Source organism: Bacteroidota bacterium, assembly GCA_016183775.1.
Lineage (GTDB): Bacteria > Bacteroidota > Bacteroidia > JABDFU01 > JABDFU01 > JABDFU01.
The window spans coordinates 1-16067 of the sequence record JACPDY010000126.1 but is presented as its reverse complement, the minus strand read 5'-3'; the positions used below and the strand labels follow the sequence as shown (position 1 = coordinate 16067).

Here is a 16067-nt window from a genome sequence, read left to right as displayed (position 1 = left end):
AGTTAAAATAAAATAATAACTAGTTAAACTAAACTAGTTGTAGTGCTTCTACTAGTACTTTAGTTAACATGAATAAAGTAATAGGAGAGAGAATACGTATACAAAGAGTCAGCAAAAGCCTCAGTCAGGAAAATATAGCAGATGAATTGGATTTGTCAATTGGAGCGTACTCAAATATTGAGCGGGGGAAAACAGAGATAAGTGTTTCCCGGCTTTACCGGATAGCTAAAATTTTAAAAATAAGTCCCGCTCAACTTCTTGATGTAAATCCCGATACAAAAAATGAAGTAAATGAGTCTGCCGGCGGATATCATTCTGTTCAAAAACAGCTGAATGATCTTGCTGAAAAAATTTCAGATTTTCAACGCATTGTAGAGGATCAAAAGAAGGAGATCAATTATCTGAAAGAAATTATCGGTTTGCTGAAGAAGAAAAAAAACGAGAAGCGAATTAATCGCAAAAAGTGAAATCGGGTGCCCTTTTTCGTGTCTTTTTTAGAGAGTGGGAAAGCTTCATTAAATTATATTCATATCTATAGGCCTTATTGCACTAACTTAGTGGGATAACGTTAAATTAGCATTTCCCGAAATATCACTACATTTGCCTGACCCTCAATAGTAATATGGAGTTTAAGCCCGGTACACTACTCGAAAAGATCATTTTTCCCTCGGATCTGCGTAAATTAAGCGAAGATCAATTACCTCAGGTTTGTGATGAATTGCGCCAGTTTATTATTGACGTAGTTTCCGCAAAAGGCGGGCATTTTGGGGCAAGTTTAGGTGTAGTTGAACTTACGGTGGCATTACATTATATATTCAATACCCCTTACGATCAGTTGATATGGGACGTTGGCCACCAGGCCTATGGGCATAAGATACTTACCGGACGCAGAGAAGTTTTTCCAACCAATAGGATTTACAATGGCATAAGCGGGTTTCCGAAACGTAAGGAAAGCGAATATGATACGTTTGGTGTTGGCCATTCCTCCACTTCTATTTCGGCAGCAGTAGGTATGGCTGCTGCTGTGCGGTATAAAAATGAAAGGGACCGTAAAATAATTGCCGTTATCGGTGATGGAGCAATGACAGCGGGTATGGCCTTTGAAGGCCTGAACCATGCAGGGTTCGACAAATCCGATATGCTCGTGGTACTGAATGATAACTGCATGTCAATTGATCCTAACGTTGGCGCGCTTAAAGAGTATCTTACAGACATTACTACATCACATACCTACAATAAAGTCAAAGATGACATCTGGCGGTTACTTGGGAAAATTAGCAAATTCGGACCTAATGCCCAGGAAATAGCTTCAAAAGTGGAGAACGCAGTTAAGACAACATTGCTTCAACAAAGTAATTTATTTGAGTCGCTTAAGTTCCGCTATTTTGGACCGATTGATGGGCACGATGTGATACGCGTGAAAAAAGTACTTGAAGACCTGAAGGACATTCCCGGCCCTAAAATTTTACACTGCCTTACTGTAAAAGGTAAGGGATATAAATTTTCTGAAGAAGGAAATCAAACCACGTGGCATTCTCCGGGCTTATTTGATAAACATACAGGGGAAATAATTAAAGTGGTTTCTAATGAATCTCAACCGCCCAAATACCAGGATGTATTTGGTCATACCATAGTTGAGTTGGCCGAAAAAAATTTAAAAATAATGGGAATCACCCCTGCCATGCCCAGCGGCTGTTCACTCAACATTATGATGAAAGCCATGCCCGACAGGGCTTTCGATGTGGGAATAGCTGAGCAGCATGCGGTAACTTTTTCGGCAGGCCTTGCAACGCAAGGACTTGTGCCTTTCTGCAATATATACTCCTCATTCATGCAACGTGCATACGACCAGGTGATACACGACGTTGCCTTACAAAATTTACATGTTGTATTTTGTTTGGATCGTGGCGGACTTGCCGGCTCTGACGGCCCAACGCATCATGGAGCATATGATTTTGCTTATTTCCGGTGTATACCAAATATGATCGTTTCGGCCCCTATGAATGAAGAGGAGCTCCGTAACCTGATGTATACCGCCCAGCTCGAAGAAACAAAAGCACCCTTCTCCATCCGTTACCCGCGCGGCAATGGTGTTATGCCTGACTGGAAACGCCCATTCCGGAAAATTGAAATTGGCAAAGGTCGTAAAGTGACAGAAGGACATGAATTAGTTATCCTGACCATTGGCCATATTGGAAATTATGCAGCGAAAGCTATTACCGAGCTTGCAAAGGAAGGGCTAAGTATTGCTCATTATGATATGCGTTTTGTAAAACCAATTGATGAAGAACTTCTACATGAGGTTTTCACCAAATTCAACAAGGTAATTACTGTAGAAGATGGATGTATTATGGGTGGCATGGGTAGTGCGGTGATCGAATTTATGGCAGATAAAGGCTACTCAGCCCGGGTAAAGCGGCTTGGGATCCCTGACCGGATCGTTGAACATGGTGAACAAAAAGAGCTTTACGCTGAGTGTGGTTATGATAGCATGGCAATAATTGCCGCCACTCATGAATTACTGGAAACCAAAGAAATATCTTCAAAAGCCATTGCCGGATAGGCCTTATTCCTATTTCATTCGATATTGCATATATAATTGGCTTTATTACTATATTTGAAGTATAAACACTTGAATTATGGCCGTAATGTATTTCAAAAAAAAACTTGCCGCTGTTTTTGCTCCGGCTTTTGTAATTGCTGCACTTGTTAGCTGTGATGGCGGTGGCGATAAAGGGGAAACAGATAATGTTGATGGTGATGACAAATCCGGGCTGCCCGCTGTTGAAAAAGATTCCATTGTAGAAAATATTTTTTATTCTGTTCCATCCCCTATAGAAACGGCTACACTCATCCAGAGAGCCGGTGTGCCATATAACAAAGATTATTTGAATGATATTCAGAATGTGTCGAAATACACCACTACCGGGGATAAGGCTCTTAACCTTGGCGTTTATGGATCGGATCTGAGTTTTACAAGTATTTACGATCAGACTCAGGAGTCGATGTTGTATTTAAAATGTGCCAATAATTTAGCTAATGGGCTTGGAATAAGTGGTGCGTTCGATGAAAATACAGCCAACAGGCTGGAAGCTAATAAGAGTAATAAGGATTCTCTTCTTGGAATTATTTCCGAATCATTCTGGACCGCGGACTCTTATTTGAAAGACAATGAGCGGCCCGGAACATCCTCACTGATCATAGCCGGAGGATGGGTTGAAGGACTGTACATTGCTACAAAAATTGCTGCGGCCAGCAGCAATAAGGAGATTGAAACCCGAATAGCGGAACAAAAATTCACGCTGGACAACCTTGTTAAAATGCTCAAAAAATATGATTTTGATGAAACTGTCGCAAGCATGCACAAAGAACTGGTTGATCTGAAAACAGTTTACGATCAGGTGCATGTGACCAAATCTGCTTCCAAATCAACAACCGATTCTAAAACAGGAGTGACCACAATAGGAGGGGGTAATAAAATTACAATTACTCCGGAGCAGCTTAAAACGATCACCGAAAAGATCAACGCTACAAGAGCAAAAATCATTAAATAAAAATACATGATGAACGCTTATTTCAGAACACTTGTGCTGCTTGTGACATCTTTGTTATTTATTACCATGGATGTATCGGCTCAGTGTCGCAATATCGCTAAGAAGCAATGCTTTCCGGCACTATTGCCATACACTCAAAACGGACAATTTAACAGCGCGAAACTGGCACCAGGGGAATCTGCGGAAGTGCAGATGACATTTTATGCCGGCCAGGATTACCGTCTGATGGTTTGTTCTGAAGCCGTTTTGGGAAATGTTAATTTTAAGGTATTTGATGCGGAAAAAAACGAATTATTCAACAGCAAAAAGGCCGCGGCAAAACAATGGGATTTTAATGTGGCCGCCACCCAAGCCTTAAGTGTACAGGTAGAAATTCCACCCTCCGATTCTCCTAACAAAATAATTCCGGAAGGCTGCGTTTCAATATTGGTTGGGTTTAAGAAGCTGTAATACCCTGCTATGATCATTTGCCGGTATGATCTATAACCTTTGCCAGGTTCCCGTTTTCATCATAATATTTCCACGTCCCTGTTTTGACATCATTTGTAAATTGTCCTTCATAGCGTAGTTTTCCGCTCTCAAACCAGGTTTTAGTCGGCCCATTTTTAATCCCATTTTCAAAATAGGTTTCACTCCAGGGTTTCCCTGTACTGTACCAGCTGTACCACTGTCCATCGCGCTTCCCGTTCCTGTAATTCCCCTGTGTGCGCAATACGCCGTTAGAATATTTGGTTTTCTCTTCTCCGTTCTTTTGAAACGGATCTGTTGGAGGTTTTAACATAGGGTTGTCGATGGCAACAGTGTCTTTTGCTGTTGTTTGTTCAGCCTGATCATTTGCAGGACCTTTACATGCTGCAAGAAGGGATACCAGGATAAAAAAAAGAAATATTCGGTTCATGATTTAATTTTTTCTTTCTGTAGTAAATATAACAAGTTGTTGTAAAGAAGTTTTCGAATCACTGTTGCTAAAAGTGTCCAGGATGTCGAGTGCCCTTTTTTTGTATTCATTCATGAGTCGTCCCGCATATTCAATGCCTCCGCTTCCAATCACAAAATTAATTACTTCGGCTACTTTTTCAGGATCATTATTATTGTTTTTAATAATATTTATGACCTTTCGTTTTTCCAGGTACCCGGCTTTGCTAAGGGCATGAATTAGCGGCAAAGTCATTTTTTTTTCTTTAATATCAATACCTGTTGGCTTGCCAATATTCTCACCTGATCCGTAATCAAAAAGATCGTCCTTTATCTGGAAGGCGATCCCCACCATTTCTCCAAACAGCCTCATCCGTTCGATTACCGCCGCGTCATTTGTAACTGAAGCTGCTCCGCACGAACAGCAGGAAGCAATAAGCACGGCGGTTTTCTGACGAATGATATCAAAATATATTTTCTCATCTATATCCAGTTTCCGCGCTTTTTCGATCTGCAACAACTCTCCCTCACTCATTTCCCGAACGGCATTGCTCACAATTTTTAATAAATGAAAATCATTATTATCAGTCGAAAGCATAAGGCCGCGCGACAACAAATAATCTCCGACTAATACAGCGATCTTGTTTTTCCAGAGGGCGTTCACCGAAAAAAAACCGCGGCGTAAGTTTGAGTCATCCACTACATCATCGTGGACTAATGTGGCAGTATGTAATAATTCAATAAGGGCTGCTGCCCGGTAAGTTGATTCATTCATTTGTCCACAAATCTTGGCAGAGAGGAAAACAAACATCGGCCTGATCTGTTTGCCTTTTCGTTTTACAATATAATTGGTGATCTTATCCAGCAAGGGCACAGAGCTGCGCATGGAGTCGCGGAACTTATCCTCGAATTCATCCATTTCAAGTTTTACAGGCGTTTTTATCTGGTCAATGGTCAGCATTCCCGGTTGAACCTAATTATTGATTTGTAGAGTAAAGTTAATGGAATCTGTGGTACTACAATTCACTTTTTTAAACGCTGTCAATTAAAAGGGGGTAAAAAATATTCAAACCGTGATTAATTTGCGGGCGGAAATAAAGTGGTAATATTAATTTAGACAAGATCACCTGGCCCACATAAAAACACGTGGATTATTCAGGTATTGCCCGGTGTCTTTTTCAAAGACAATAACAAAGAAATCGATCAGCGGAAGTATTCCAAAGCACCCTCCAACGGTTGCGATATAAACAACGGGAACATAAGGGTCTGTACCAAGATAAATTCTGTGCAGCCCCACTATCCCGAAGGGAACAGGAAACGCCATTACAGCTGCTGTAATTTTTCCGGATTTTTCAATACGGCGTTTTATTTTCAGCAAAAGTCTGTTAGGACTTTTAATACCGATCTGTTGTGTGAATTCGTAATCATTGATGTTTTGGAATACGTCATCGTGAGTATTTAAAAATGATATTTCGGAACGCCTGTTAATATGAGCATTGAGGCATATGCTGGATAAAAGAAGGTGAATAAATATACAAATCCGGAACATGGTCAATGTAAAATTGAAAGGGATGAACCCAAATCAGTTATTTGAGGCCATCCCTATGTACTCAAAGTATTTAATTATTTAGCAGCCATAAAACGCCTGCTTACTTCGTCCCAGTTTATCACACTCCAGAATGCTGTAATGTAGTCGGGCCGCCTGTTCTGGTAATGCAGATAATATGCGTGTTCCCACACATCAAGTCCTAAAATCGGGGTGCCTTTTACTTCCGCCACATCCATGAGTGGATTGTCCTGGTTGGGGGTGGAGCTGATCACCAGTTTTCCGGCTGAAACGCTTAGCCAGGCCCAGCCTGAGCCGAAACGAGTAGCACCGGCATTCCCAAATTGAGTTTTAAAATCAGCAAAACTGCCAAAAGTTCCTTGTATCGCATCTCCCAGCTCTCCGGAAGGTTCTCCGCCGCCTTTTGGCTTCATGATCGTCCAGAATAAACTGTGATTGAAATGTCCGCCGCCATTATTGCGTATAGCAACCGGAGATTTTGAAATGTTCTTGCAAATATCTTCAATACTCATTTTCTCTTCGGGTTTGCCGGCAATGGCATTATTAAGATTCGTTACATATGCGTTGTGGTGCTTGGTATGATGGATCTCCATCGTACGGGCATCAATAGTCGGCTCCAGCGCATTGTACGCATAAGGTAATTTTGGTAGTTCGAAAGCCATTTTAGTAAGTTTTAAGGTTAGTATTTTTATAAACAGATATCAAAGATACCAAATGACCGGTACTATGACAATGGATTGAAGCATATTTATTATTTTTAGAAAAAACAAGTAATTCGTTCATAAATAATAATTTAAAAATCATACTACAAATGAAACATCCATGATACCTTCAGTATCAAAAACACAGATGACATCATGGATGTTCCGTCTGACAATTATAAATTTTAAAAATATACGCAAATGAAAAAAGTATTCCTTCTGTTCTCAGCCTCAACATTCATGTTAATAGCTGCATGCGGTACTGGTAAAGTTGAAGAACAAACGGCGCCTGACACTCAGGCAAAGACAGACAGTGTGCAGGAACAAAAAAATCTGGATTCGTTATTTAATGCCGCCAGTAAAAATGTGGATAGTGCCGTAGACAGTGCTCAAAAAAAATAATAAGGTGGTACTCTTTTATAAGGAAGGTTACTGAGCTAATTCCACGGCTTTGCGGAAGGCATTATCGATCGAGTGTACCACCGGGTAATAGCCTCTGCTGTTCCATGTATTTCGGGCGATAAGTGCTTTCAATTGGATTTTTATTATTGCAGCGGATCTTTTGATCTCAGTTTCTCTTCGTTTCACTTTGCCTTTTTCTGCAAACAAAATGAACTCCTCCAATAGCTGATCACTTACAATAAATGTTTTATTGAATCGCTCAAAGGTGCCATATTCTTTAAGTTGTGTACGATTACGGTCGGCATAATCGAACGCGAATTGGGTGAGTAAACCCGAATAAGTTACTTCGCTTAAGTAAATAGTGCGGCCTGTTGTGTCAAGCGGAACAAATACATCAGGCATAATACCTCCGCCGCCATACACAATTTTTCCGGCAGGAGTTTTATATTTTAACGAATCATTGAACTTAATGCTGTCGGCATTTTGAAGTTCACCGGTATTGTAGCGATCGATCTCTTCACTGTAATAAGCTTCTACTCCGCCTTCGTAAGATTTTTGTATACAGCGTCCGGTAGGGGTATAGTAGCGTGCAATTGTTAAACGAACTGCCGAGCCGTCATCGAATTCTTTTTCTTCCTGTACCAGGCCTTTGCCGAATGAGCGCCTTCCGATTATTGTCCCGCGATCATTATCCTGTATCGCTCCCGCGACGATCTCACTGGCCGAGGCAGAGCCTTCGTCTATGAGTATGATCAACTTATTCTTTTCAAATTCGCCTTTGATTGTTGCTGTGTGTACTTTTTTTCGTTCGGAACGGCCCTGGGTATGAACGATCTCTTTTCCTGCCTCAAGGAATTCATCGGCAAGCATCACAGCAGCGTTTAGGTATCCTCCCGGATTACCACGCAGATCAAGAATAAGAGATGACAGGCCTTTTTTTCTCAAGTCTCTGAAGGCTTTCATATATTCATCATAGGTAGTGGCGCCAAACCGGCTGACTTTAATATAGCCTGTTTTTGTATCGATCATGTATGCCGCATCAATGCTATAGATCGGGATCTCCCCGCGTATGATGGAAAAGTCAATGAGTTTTTTTACACCTCTGCGCTTAACACTGATATTTACTTTACTTCCGCTTTCTCCTCGCAATTTCCCGATAACCTGTTGATTGGTTATTCTGACTCCTGCCGCGCTCTTTCCTTCGATCTTCACGATCATATCACCCGCCTGTATACCTAATGCTTCCGATGGACCTCCCGATATAGCCGATACCACCCGAATAGTATCCTTAATGATATTGAACTCAATACCGATACCGCCGAAATTGCCCTGCAAGGGTTCGTTCATAGCCTGCGCTTCTTTTGCTGTGACATACGATGAATGAGGATCTAAATTCTGAAGTAAAGTATTCAGCGCTTTATCTTCCAGTTGGGTTTGGTTTACTGTATCTACATACCTCTTTTGGATGTAACTGAGTAATTTCGCGATCTTATCATTGTTGGCAGTGGTTGTTGGATTATTGATAAAGCTATAGCGATAGCCAATATATATACCGAGCACCAGCAGAAGTGCAAAAACCAAAGGAAGATATATAAATCGCTTTGAAGAATTCATTTTAATTCGATCGGTATGTGTAAAAACAGACCGCAAATGTAGGATTAAATATTTTTTGGCCGATAGCGCTCCACTTCCACGCCAAATTTTTTCAGAAAATCAACGCCTTCGTCAGTTGCTATACCCTTGTATTCGGCATAAGAGTTCAGGTAAAATACTTTTTTAATGCCTAATGAGAACAACACTTTGGAGCAGGCAATACAGGGAGATAATGTTACATATATTGTAGCCCCTTCCAATGAAACATTGTTTTTTGCCGCATAAAGGATTGCATTTTGCTCGGCATGTAACGCCAGCGAACAACTGCCCTTGCTGTCGCGTGGGCAGCCGACTCCCGGCCACTCCTCATCGCAGTTATGCGTGCCTGCAGGCGGACCATTATATCCAAGCGAAATGATACGTGTATCTTTTGTAAGTACTGCGCCCACCTGCAGTTTCACGCAATGTGAACGTAAAGCGAGGCTTTGCGCCAGATCCATATAAATATCTTCAAAACGCGGACGTGTTTTTTGCATAAAAATCCTTTTTAAATTTCGGAGTTTGAAAAACTAATCAACGGGTTTTTCAACCGCTAATGTATATAATTACCGTAAGACGTGCACAAATCCTTTACTCAGGACGTCCTTAGGGTCTTCGAAGCAGGTTGACTGGTATTTTGCAATCCAGTAATATATACCATCATCCACCTCTTTGCCATTGCTTTTGCCGTCCCATTCCTTGGTTGGATCACCCGATTCAAAAACCCTTAAGCCCCACCTGTTATATATTTCAATATTAAAGGAACCAATGTAATCAAACTGGTTGGTTCTAAACAGGTCATTCTTGCCGTCGCCATTCGGAGTGATAATGTTTTGTGTTATTTCATAGCTTGGCATGATCGGTGGAGGGTCGCGCTCAATTATAGATTTTAATAATGTCTGGCAACCGGTAACGGATACGATTTGTACAGTATAAACATCCCCCAATTTAGGACTATTCACTTCAACTGTTTGTTGGTTTCCAATTACATTTCCTGCAGGATCTTTCCATAGATAACTCACATAACCGGCAGGCGCAATTAACTTTACTTTTTTTTCGCCCGGACAAAAACTCGACTTGATATCAAAAGTGGAACATTTCGCATCAATATAAGCGTATCCGAAATGTCCGCTCAATGAGCAATCCCGGGTGGTAAACTCAACTGTTATTTTTTGTGCCATGTATGCGGATAGATCTACACCAACAGTTGTCCAGTTTTTATAATTGAAGTTAGTATTAGAGCAAGTGAAGTTGCCCGAAAAAAGAGATTTAGTACATATGGTATCATTAAGAGAAATATAGGAACTATCTTTTCCAGCATATACTTCATAAAAAGAACAAGGGCCGGGCAGTTGATTTCCTATGCTGTCAAGCAACCGGACAGTAAACCTTGCCTGTTCAGTTGCTGAATGTGCTGTTGGATTTTGCAGTATGGCGGCATAGCTATAGGTAAACGCCGAACTGTTTTTATCAACAATAAAAGTCTTCTTTAGTCTTTCAGTTTTCCCGCCTGAAACAGCGTTACCTAATCTCACGGAAATATTATTTCCATCGGGAGCAATATAGGTTACTGCTGAGTCAATAGGCATTACCTTATCAATGAAGTCAAGCCTGTCATCATATCCGGTATAAGGAGAAGGCACAGGCAATACGGTAACGGCAGCTTTTGTTGTCATAATTGTGTGCCGGGCCAATGGATTACGAAAAGAAGCATTAGGCCCTGCATTTGAAAAACCAGTGGCATAAGTCGCAACATCAGTAATTGAATTAATTGATCCGGTATCAGCTTCCCAGGTATTAAAGTTCTGCGCTTCAAAATCAGTATTTAAACAGGGGTCATCGGCTAATGGGTTTTGCACATCTGGAGTGGACATAACCGATGGCCTGGATTTCTGTTCCTGCGAGTAATAATAAAGCAGTTTTCTGTATTCAACATACCCATCCAGTTCGGTTTTGAGAATGCCGGCTTTTATGGCTTCAGCCCTGCAGGTTGCTTCATCGAATGGAATTGGTTTAAAAGAAGTATTTTTTTCCTGTGCAAATCCCCCGATCGATCCAACAAATAAAAATGCTACAATAAATATTTTTTTGCCCATCACTATTTATTTTTTAGAGTTTCAAATACTTAATTATAAAAATCATAACATAGGCAATTGCCCTACTAATCGCCACAATCTATAAAGATAATCCAAAATTAACGCAAATACACATTTGATAAATAATTTGCCGGATGCGATTTTTCATGTAAGTTCGTTCCTCTTAATTTTAATGAATTTCTGTAGTTTTCGCCCAATAAGCTATAAATGAGGATAAATACCATATATATATTTTTGATTGTCTGTCAATTTTCCATGGGTCAAAACCTTGGAGCTTATTCGGACTACCGGAATTATTTCTATGTTTTTGACAATGGGGTATATAACCAGGCGGAATTTATGCCTATAAAAACTTTAAAAACAGGTGGAAGCAGTGTTGCATATATTGATAACAGCGACAATTTTAAAGTTTTTTACAATGGCAAGGTATACACTCTGGCTGATATTCCGCCATCCAATTTTCAGGCTACTGATAATATAGTGGCTTACTATAATGACAAAATACTTTATGTATTTGATAATGGAAATGCGATGCGTTTACCCGGATGGGCGGTTAATTATGTTGTCGGAGATAGTATTGCCGGCTTTTTTGATGAAAACAGCGGGTATTATAAAATATATTATAAGGGAGAGCTAATTATACTGCCTGATGCGCTTGACGTGAACTCAATGACAAGCTTTACTGCAGGAGATAATACCATTGCATATAGAAATAGTGCCGGCAGGTTGAAGGCTTTCTATCATGGCAGGTTTTATGACCTTGGAACAAATAATACAACTGCTTACAAAGCGGGCGCAGGCCTCATTGCTTTTATGGACGATTATAGTCAGTCGTTCAAAGTTTTTTATGATGGTATTATTGCCACATTGGAAAACCTTGCTCCCAGATCGATGCAGGTTGGAGATAATTTGATTGCCTATGTTGATGCCGGCGGAAACTTTAAGATCTTTTACAAGGGAGATGTTTATACGATAAGCACCGTTGAGCCTGAATTCTATTCGGTTGCGGATAATGTGGTTGTGTTTGGAACAGAGAATATAAATTTCAGTGTGTTTTACAAAGGGAAGATTCATTTACTTGAAAAAAATACGCCAACAGATTATCAGAAAGATTTTAACTCTGTGGCCTACATTGACAGGTATGGCTACCTGAAATTATTCTGTGACGGGCAGACGACGCAGGTCTCTAACATTAGAATTAACAATTATACGCTGACAAATAATGTATTGATGTATAGAACAGGACTGAACGATATTCACTTTTATTTGAATGGTAAGACATATTGAATAACAACAATAGAACACTTTTACCAGGGCATCAAGCCGATTTTTCCTGCTTTTCCAGTTTATCGATCCGTTCCACAATAGCATCTAAGTTGCGGAAGTGAACAAATGATTTCCGGTATTTATTAGCTTCGAATGCGGGAGAGCCCATCCAGGTCTGTCCGGTTCTTGTTATACTTTTCGAAACGCCTGCCTGTGCAGCAAGCATTGTGTTATCTGCGATCTGTAAATGACCAACAACTCCTACCTGTCCGCTGAACATACAATTCTTCCCTATTTTAGTTGAGCCCGCCACAACACCGTGAGCTGCTATGTATGTATTTTCACCAACTTCAACATTGTGCGCGATATGAATTAAGTTGTCGAACTTTACTCCTTTGCGAAGGATGGTCGATCCCAGTGTGGCTCTGTCAATGGCACAGTTGGCGCCTATCTCAACATCATCTTCAATAATAACATTACCTATCTGCGGAATTTTTTTATTGTCGTTCTGAGGAGCAAACCTGAATCCGTCACTTCCAATTACTGCTCCCGAATGAATAATACAGTTTTTGCCGATCATGCAATCCGAATATATTTTTACACCCGCAAACAGAGTTGTATTGTCACCAATTACAACATTGTCGCCAATATATACCTGGGGATATATTTTCACATTGTTTCCTATCCGCGCGTTTTCGCCAATAACGGCAAATTCACCCGCATAAATATTGCTGCCCACTTTAGCGCTTTCAGAAATGAAGGCCATTTTAGATACTCCGGTTTTATTGAGTTTTACCTGGTTATACATTTCCAATAATTTGGCAAATGCATTTTCGGCACTGTCAACCCGTATAAGTGTAGCAGTAACAGGAGCCGTTAAAACAAGATCTTTATTGACAATTATTAAAGTGGCCTTACTTGTATAAAGATACTGTGTATATAAGGGATTGGCGAGGAACGAAATGGAGCCGGGTTCGCCTTCTTCAATCTTTGATAATTTAGTTACTTCTGCGGTTTCATTTCCTTCGATCTGTCCTTTAATAAGGTCTGCAATTTGCCTGGCGGTGAATTTCATTTTAAACTATTTTTAATGATATACGTAAAGCTATTGATAATTTTTTTATTTCTGACCTGTGTACTGATGCACTTTGATATGTATGCAGAGAATAGTTAATGATCACATTGGAAGTCACTTCCAAATTTCCATTTTCAATGTCTCTTCGAGGAAACCTGTTGTTTCATGTTCCACATCTGCAATGCCCTTGCTCCATAAACCTGAGGCTATAGCATGAGTGCCGGCATTCGGTATTGCCACTTTTCTTTTCAAAGTGTTAACTGTTCCTAATTGATCGAACATGTTGAGCATAGCAGGAACTGAAACAATATTGTCCTGCTCTTTTTCATTTTTATAATAGTAGCACATTAATACGGGCTGTTTAATTTTATTAAAGACATCTTTTGTCATGGTGTGTTCTAATATATTTTTCAAACACACAATTGCTTCTATCCTGTATTTCATGTTCCAGTATTTTTCGGCACTCGCGGGGCCCGGAAATGCGTAATAATTTCCACCTACAATCATCCTTGCAATTTGCAATCCCCAGGGACGGGTTAGCAGGAATGACCGGGAGTCGCGCAAGTCAACATTCGGGGAGTAAAGGATCAATCCTGCAATATCAGGATTTCCTGAAGCGATATACAATGCAAATGTGCAGCCGGTGGAAGTTCCCATAATAATGACTTTTTTGCCAAGGCATGCGGCTTCAGCTACTGCTTCTTTGGCGGTGGCCAGGTATTTTTTTTCATCAAGTTCAAGCAGTGGTTCCTGTTCTTTAAGTCCATGAGCGTATAAACGGGGCAGGTATAAATTGCAGCCAAATTTACGGGCTATATCGCGATGCACCGGATCGCCTTCTTCGGGACTTGCGGAAAATCCGTGCAGGTAAACAATACAATAGGGAGTTTTATCTTTTTTAACGCTGTCGTTCCATACTATACGCGACTCATTATCCGGTTTTATGTTTTTAATAAGAGTCTCCCGCCTGATGATGTTCTGTTCCACCATTCGGGGTGTCATATTTAGTTTTTGCAACTGGTTATCAAGTTCAGGATCATTGGGTTTAGGACCAAGGAAATACCCTGCAGAAAGTATAGCTGCTGTAATGAATACACGGAGAACAGTTTTTTTTCCTGACATTAACAAAAATGGTGAATTGCTTGTATCCTTATCTAAAGGTTATAATATGCTCTCAATCCCGCAACATGCTGTAATGTAAGCTTTGGATCAGTTCCGATCTTAATATTTTCGTAAGAAGGATTATAAAGCAGTTGCAGGGTCCATTTTGCGGTGGCGTTAAGGTTTATACCAAGCCCGGCGAAGGCGCCAAATCCAACTCCGGTAAGATTTTTAGCCCGGTAGGTTACGTAACCTATGTTGTTGTAAAAAGTTGTTAATTCTATCTGAAGGTAATTGATCAGGATCTGATTTTTATCAAACTTTGCCATGGAAACAACCGCGCCTCCTTCAACGAAAAAATTAAGGGGATTTTCCTCTTCGCCCAAAATTCGCTGATAACCGAGTTGAAACATAAGGCGTTGTTCAGCGCCAATTATTGAGAATGTTTTGTAATTGATATAGCCGGGTGTTGTGGGGCTAATATTTGGTGTTGTTAACGTAATGGTAAAATCGCCGCTTACTGTAAGTTTGGAAGCATTCACGTTTAATATGATCGCATCCCTGTTATTAAAGCAATAGCGTGTTTGAGCGCCCACCATTAAGGCAAGGTTGTATCTTACATTTACCGGCATGTCACTTTCACTAAAACTCCAGTCGGTGTGATTCACGTTCAGTGCCTGCGCTATCCTGTCGGGCTGCCCGTTACCGCCTCCGTATTCAATGATTATTTTGCGGTACATCCAGCTGTTCGCGAAATCATTTTTGGCACTATTTATATCGTAACCATATCCATCATACAGATTCGCCGTGTATTTATTGGCAAATAAAGTGCCGACCATTAATCCTGCATGAAAGCCCTTTACGTTTTTAATTACTGAATTGACTGTTTCTTCCTCCTGCGCCATGCCATTGATGGTGGGGATAAAAAACAGCGCAAGCACTGCTTTTATTAAAATACGCTTAATTGGTATATGCATAGTTTAATACGATCGTGGTAGACTTGTTCGCAGAAACATTCACACTTCGAAGATATGGCATAAATTGAAAAATATCAATTATGTATACCGTCAGCGAGCAATGGACTAAATTAAGCAATATTACTTTTTATCAGAACCTTCCTGTACTTTGTAAAAATACTGGACTTCGAGATAAATCCTACATACTGATCATGGTCGATCACCGGTAAGTTCCACACGCCGGCTTCATCAAATTTTTTCATAACGGCGTGCATAGATTCATCGGAGGTAACTGTTGCAGCGGGTTTTCGCATGAGTTCCTTTGCAAGAACAGTATCGTAGAGCTCTGATTTGAACATCACTTCCCGGATATTGTCAAGCAGGATCACTCCCAGAAGATGATTCTCGGCATCCACAACGGGGAAAATATTACGGTTGGAATGCGCGACTACTTCTACCAGTTCGCGGAGCTTTGAGTCAGGCATTACTTTATGAAAATCAGTTTCGATGATCGTAGATATTTTAAGTGATGCAAGGATGCTCTTATCTTTGCTGTGTGTAAGTATATGGCCTTTTTTCGCGAGTTTTTTCGCGTCCATTGAAAATGGTTCGAAATATTTTGCAACAGTAAAGCTGATAGCGGATACGATCATGAGTGGTATCATCAGGTCATAGCCTCCTGTAATTTCAACGATAAGGAATATGGCGGTTAGGGGAGCATGAAATATGCCGGATAATATACCTGCCATGGCAACTATGGTGAAGTTTCCCTCGGGCAGTTTTGTTATACCGAGCATACTGA

At 40.5% G+C, this 16067-nt stretch carries 17 protein-coding genes; 6 read left to right on the top strand and 11 right to left on the bottom strand.

All coding sequences use genetic code 11. From position 1 onward, the window contains the following. Nucleotides 1-68: 68 nt before the first annotated feature. The 4 genes from HYU69_14870 to HYU69_14855 all read left to right on the top strand — a co-directional run bounded on the left by HYU69_14870 (nt 69) and on the right by HYU69_14855 (nt 4004). Entirely contained in the window at nt 69-467 is a 399-nt protein-coding gene (locus tag HYU69_14870; GenBank protein MBI2271624.1) for a helix-turn-helix transcriptional regulator, read from the top strand. Between the two features lie 155 nt (nt 468-622). Next, nucleotides 623-2563, top strand: a complete 1941-nt coding sequence (locus tag HYU69_14865; GenBank protein MBI2271623.1) for a 1-deoxy-D-xylulose-5-phosphate synthase — start codon at nt 623-625, stop codon at nt 2561-2563. Between the two features lie 85 nt (nt 2564-2648). Continuing rightward, the gene (locus HYU69_14860; GenBank protein ID MBI2271622.1) at nt 2649-3554 is read left to right on the top strand and encodes a hypothetical protein; all 906 of its coding nucleotides are present in this window, start codon (nt 2649-2651) and stop codon (nt 3552-3554) included. Between the two features lie 6 nt (nt 3555-3560). Further along, entirely contained in the window at nt 3561-4004 is a 444-nt protein-coding gene (locus HYU69_14855) for a hypothetical protein (protein MBI2271621.1), read from the top strand. Nucleotides 4005-4017: 13 nt separating this feature from the next. On the opposite strand, the gene HYU69_14850 is transcribed toward HYU69_14855, so the two are convergent. From HYU69_14850 to HYU69_14835, 4 genes are all read right to left on the bottom strand, one after another. Next, complete coding sequence (locus HYU69_14850; protein MBI2271620.1) at nt 4018-4452, bottom strand: toxin-antitoxin system YwqK family antitoxin; 435 nt, start codon at nt 4450-4452, stop codon at nt 4018-4020. A gap of 3 nt (nt 4453-4455) precedes the next feature. After that, nucleotides 4456-5430 (bottom strand): polyprenyl synthetase family protein, encoded by a 975-nt coding sequence (locus HYU69_14845; protein ID MBI2271619.1) that lies wholly within the window; start codon nt 5428-5430, stop codon nt 4456-4458. Nucleotides 5431-5592: 162 nt separating this feature from the next. Continuing rightward, nucleotides 5593-6018, bottom strand: a complete 426-nt coding sequence (locus HYU69_14840) for a TM2 domain-containing protein (GenBank protein MBI2271618.1) — start codon at nt 6016-6018, stop codon at nt 5593-5595. Nucleotides 6019-6092: 74 nt separating this feature from the next. Beyond that, entirely contained in the window at nt 6093-6698 is a 606-nt protein-coding gene (locus HYU69_14835) for a superoxide dismutase (protein MBI2271617.1), read from the bottom strand. A 240-nt stretch (nt 6699-6938) separates the two neighbouring features. Here HYU69_14835 and HYU69_14830 point away from each other — a divergent pair, with 240 nt between their 5' ends. Next, nucleotides 6939-7139: a hypothetical protein gene (locus HYU69_14830; GenBank protein MBI2271616.1), complete on the top strand. Its 201-nt coding sequence runs from the start codon at nt 6939-6941 to the stop codon at nt 7137-7139. Nucleotides 7140-7166: 27 nt separating this feature from the next. Here the strand turns inward: HYU69_14830 and HYU69_14825 are convergent, their stop codons facing one another. The 3 genes from HYU69_14825 to HYU69_14815 form a co-directional block, all read right to left on the bottom strand. Next, a complete protein-coding gene (locus tag HYU69_14825; GenBank protein ID MBI2271615.1) occupies nt 7167-8753 on the bottom strand; it encodes a S41 family peptidase in 1587 nt (528 codons plus the stop codon). 44 nt (nt 8754-8797) lie between these two features. Then, a complete protein-coding gene (locus tag HYU69_14820; protein ID MBI2271614.1) occupies nt 8798-9268 on the bottom strand; it encodes a dCMP deaminase family protein in 471 nt (156 codons plus the stop codon). A 69-nt stretch (nt 9269-9337) separates the two neighbouring features. Then, the gene (locus tag HYU69_14815) at nt 9338-10867 is read right to left on the bottom strand and encodes a gliding motility-associated C-terminal domain-containing protein (GenBank protein MBI2271613.1); all 1530 of its coding nucleotides are present in this window, start codon (nt 10865-10867) and stop codon (nt 9338-9340) included. Between the two features lie 255 nt (nt 10868-11122). On the opposite strand from HYU69_14815, the gene HYU69_14810 reads away from it, so the two are divergent. Continuing rightward, a complete protein-coding gene (locus HYU69_14810; protein MBI2271612.1) occupies nt 11123-12154 on the top strand; it encodes a hypothetical protein in 1032 nt (343 codons plus the stop codon). Between the two features lie 31 nt (nt 12155-12185). Here HYU69_14810 and lpxD read toward each other — a convergent pair whose 3' ends face one another. From lpxD to HYU69_14790, 4 genes are all read right to left on the bottom strand, one after another. Beyond that, a complete protein-coding gene (gene lpxD, locus HYU69_14805; protein ID MBI2271611.1) occupies nt 12186-13208 on the bottom strand; it encodes a UDP-3-O-(3-hydroxymyristoyl)glucosamine N-acyltransferase in 1023 nt (340 codons plus the stop codon). 114 nt (nt 13209-13322) lie between these two features. After that, nucleotides 13323-14330 (bottom strand): alpha/beta hydrolase, encoded by a 1008-nt coding sequence (locus HYU69_14800; GenBank protein ID MBI2271610.1) that lies wholly within the window; start codon nt 14328-14330, stop codon nt 13323-13325. A gap of 32 nt (nt 14331-14362) precedes the next feature. Beyond that, nucleotides 14363-15286 carry a hypothetical protein gene (locus tag HYU69_14795; protein ID MBI2271609.1) on the bottom strand — a complete coding sequence of 308 codons (924 nt, stop codon included), beginning with the start codon at nt 15284-15286 and terminating at the stop codon, nt 14363-14365. A gap of 110 nt (nt 15287-15396) precedes the next feature. Then, on the bottom strand, nt 15397-16014 hold the full coding sequence (locus tag HYU69_14790; protein MBI2271608.1) for a CBS domain-containing protein: 618 nt from the start codon (nt 16012-16014) through the stop codon (nt 15397-15399). Nucleotides 16015-16067: the final 53 nt, after the last annotated feature.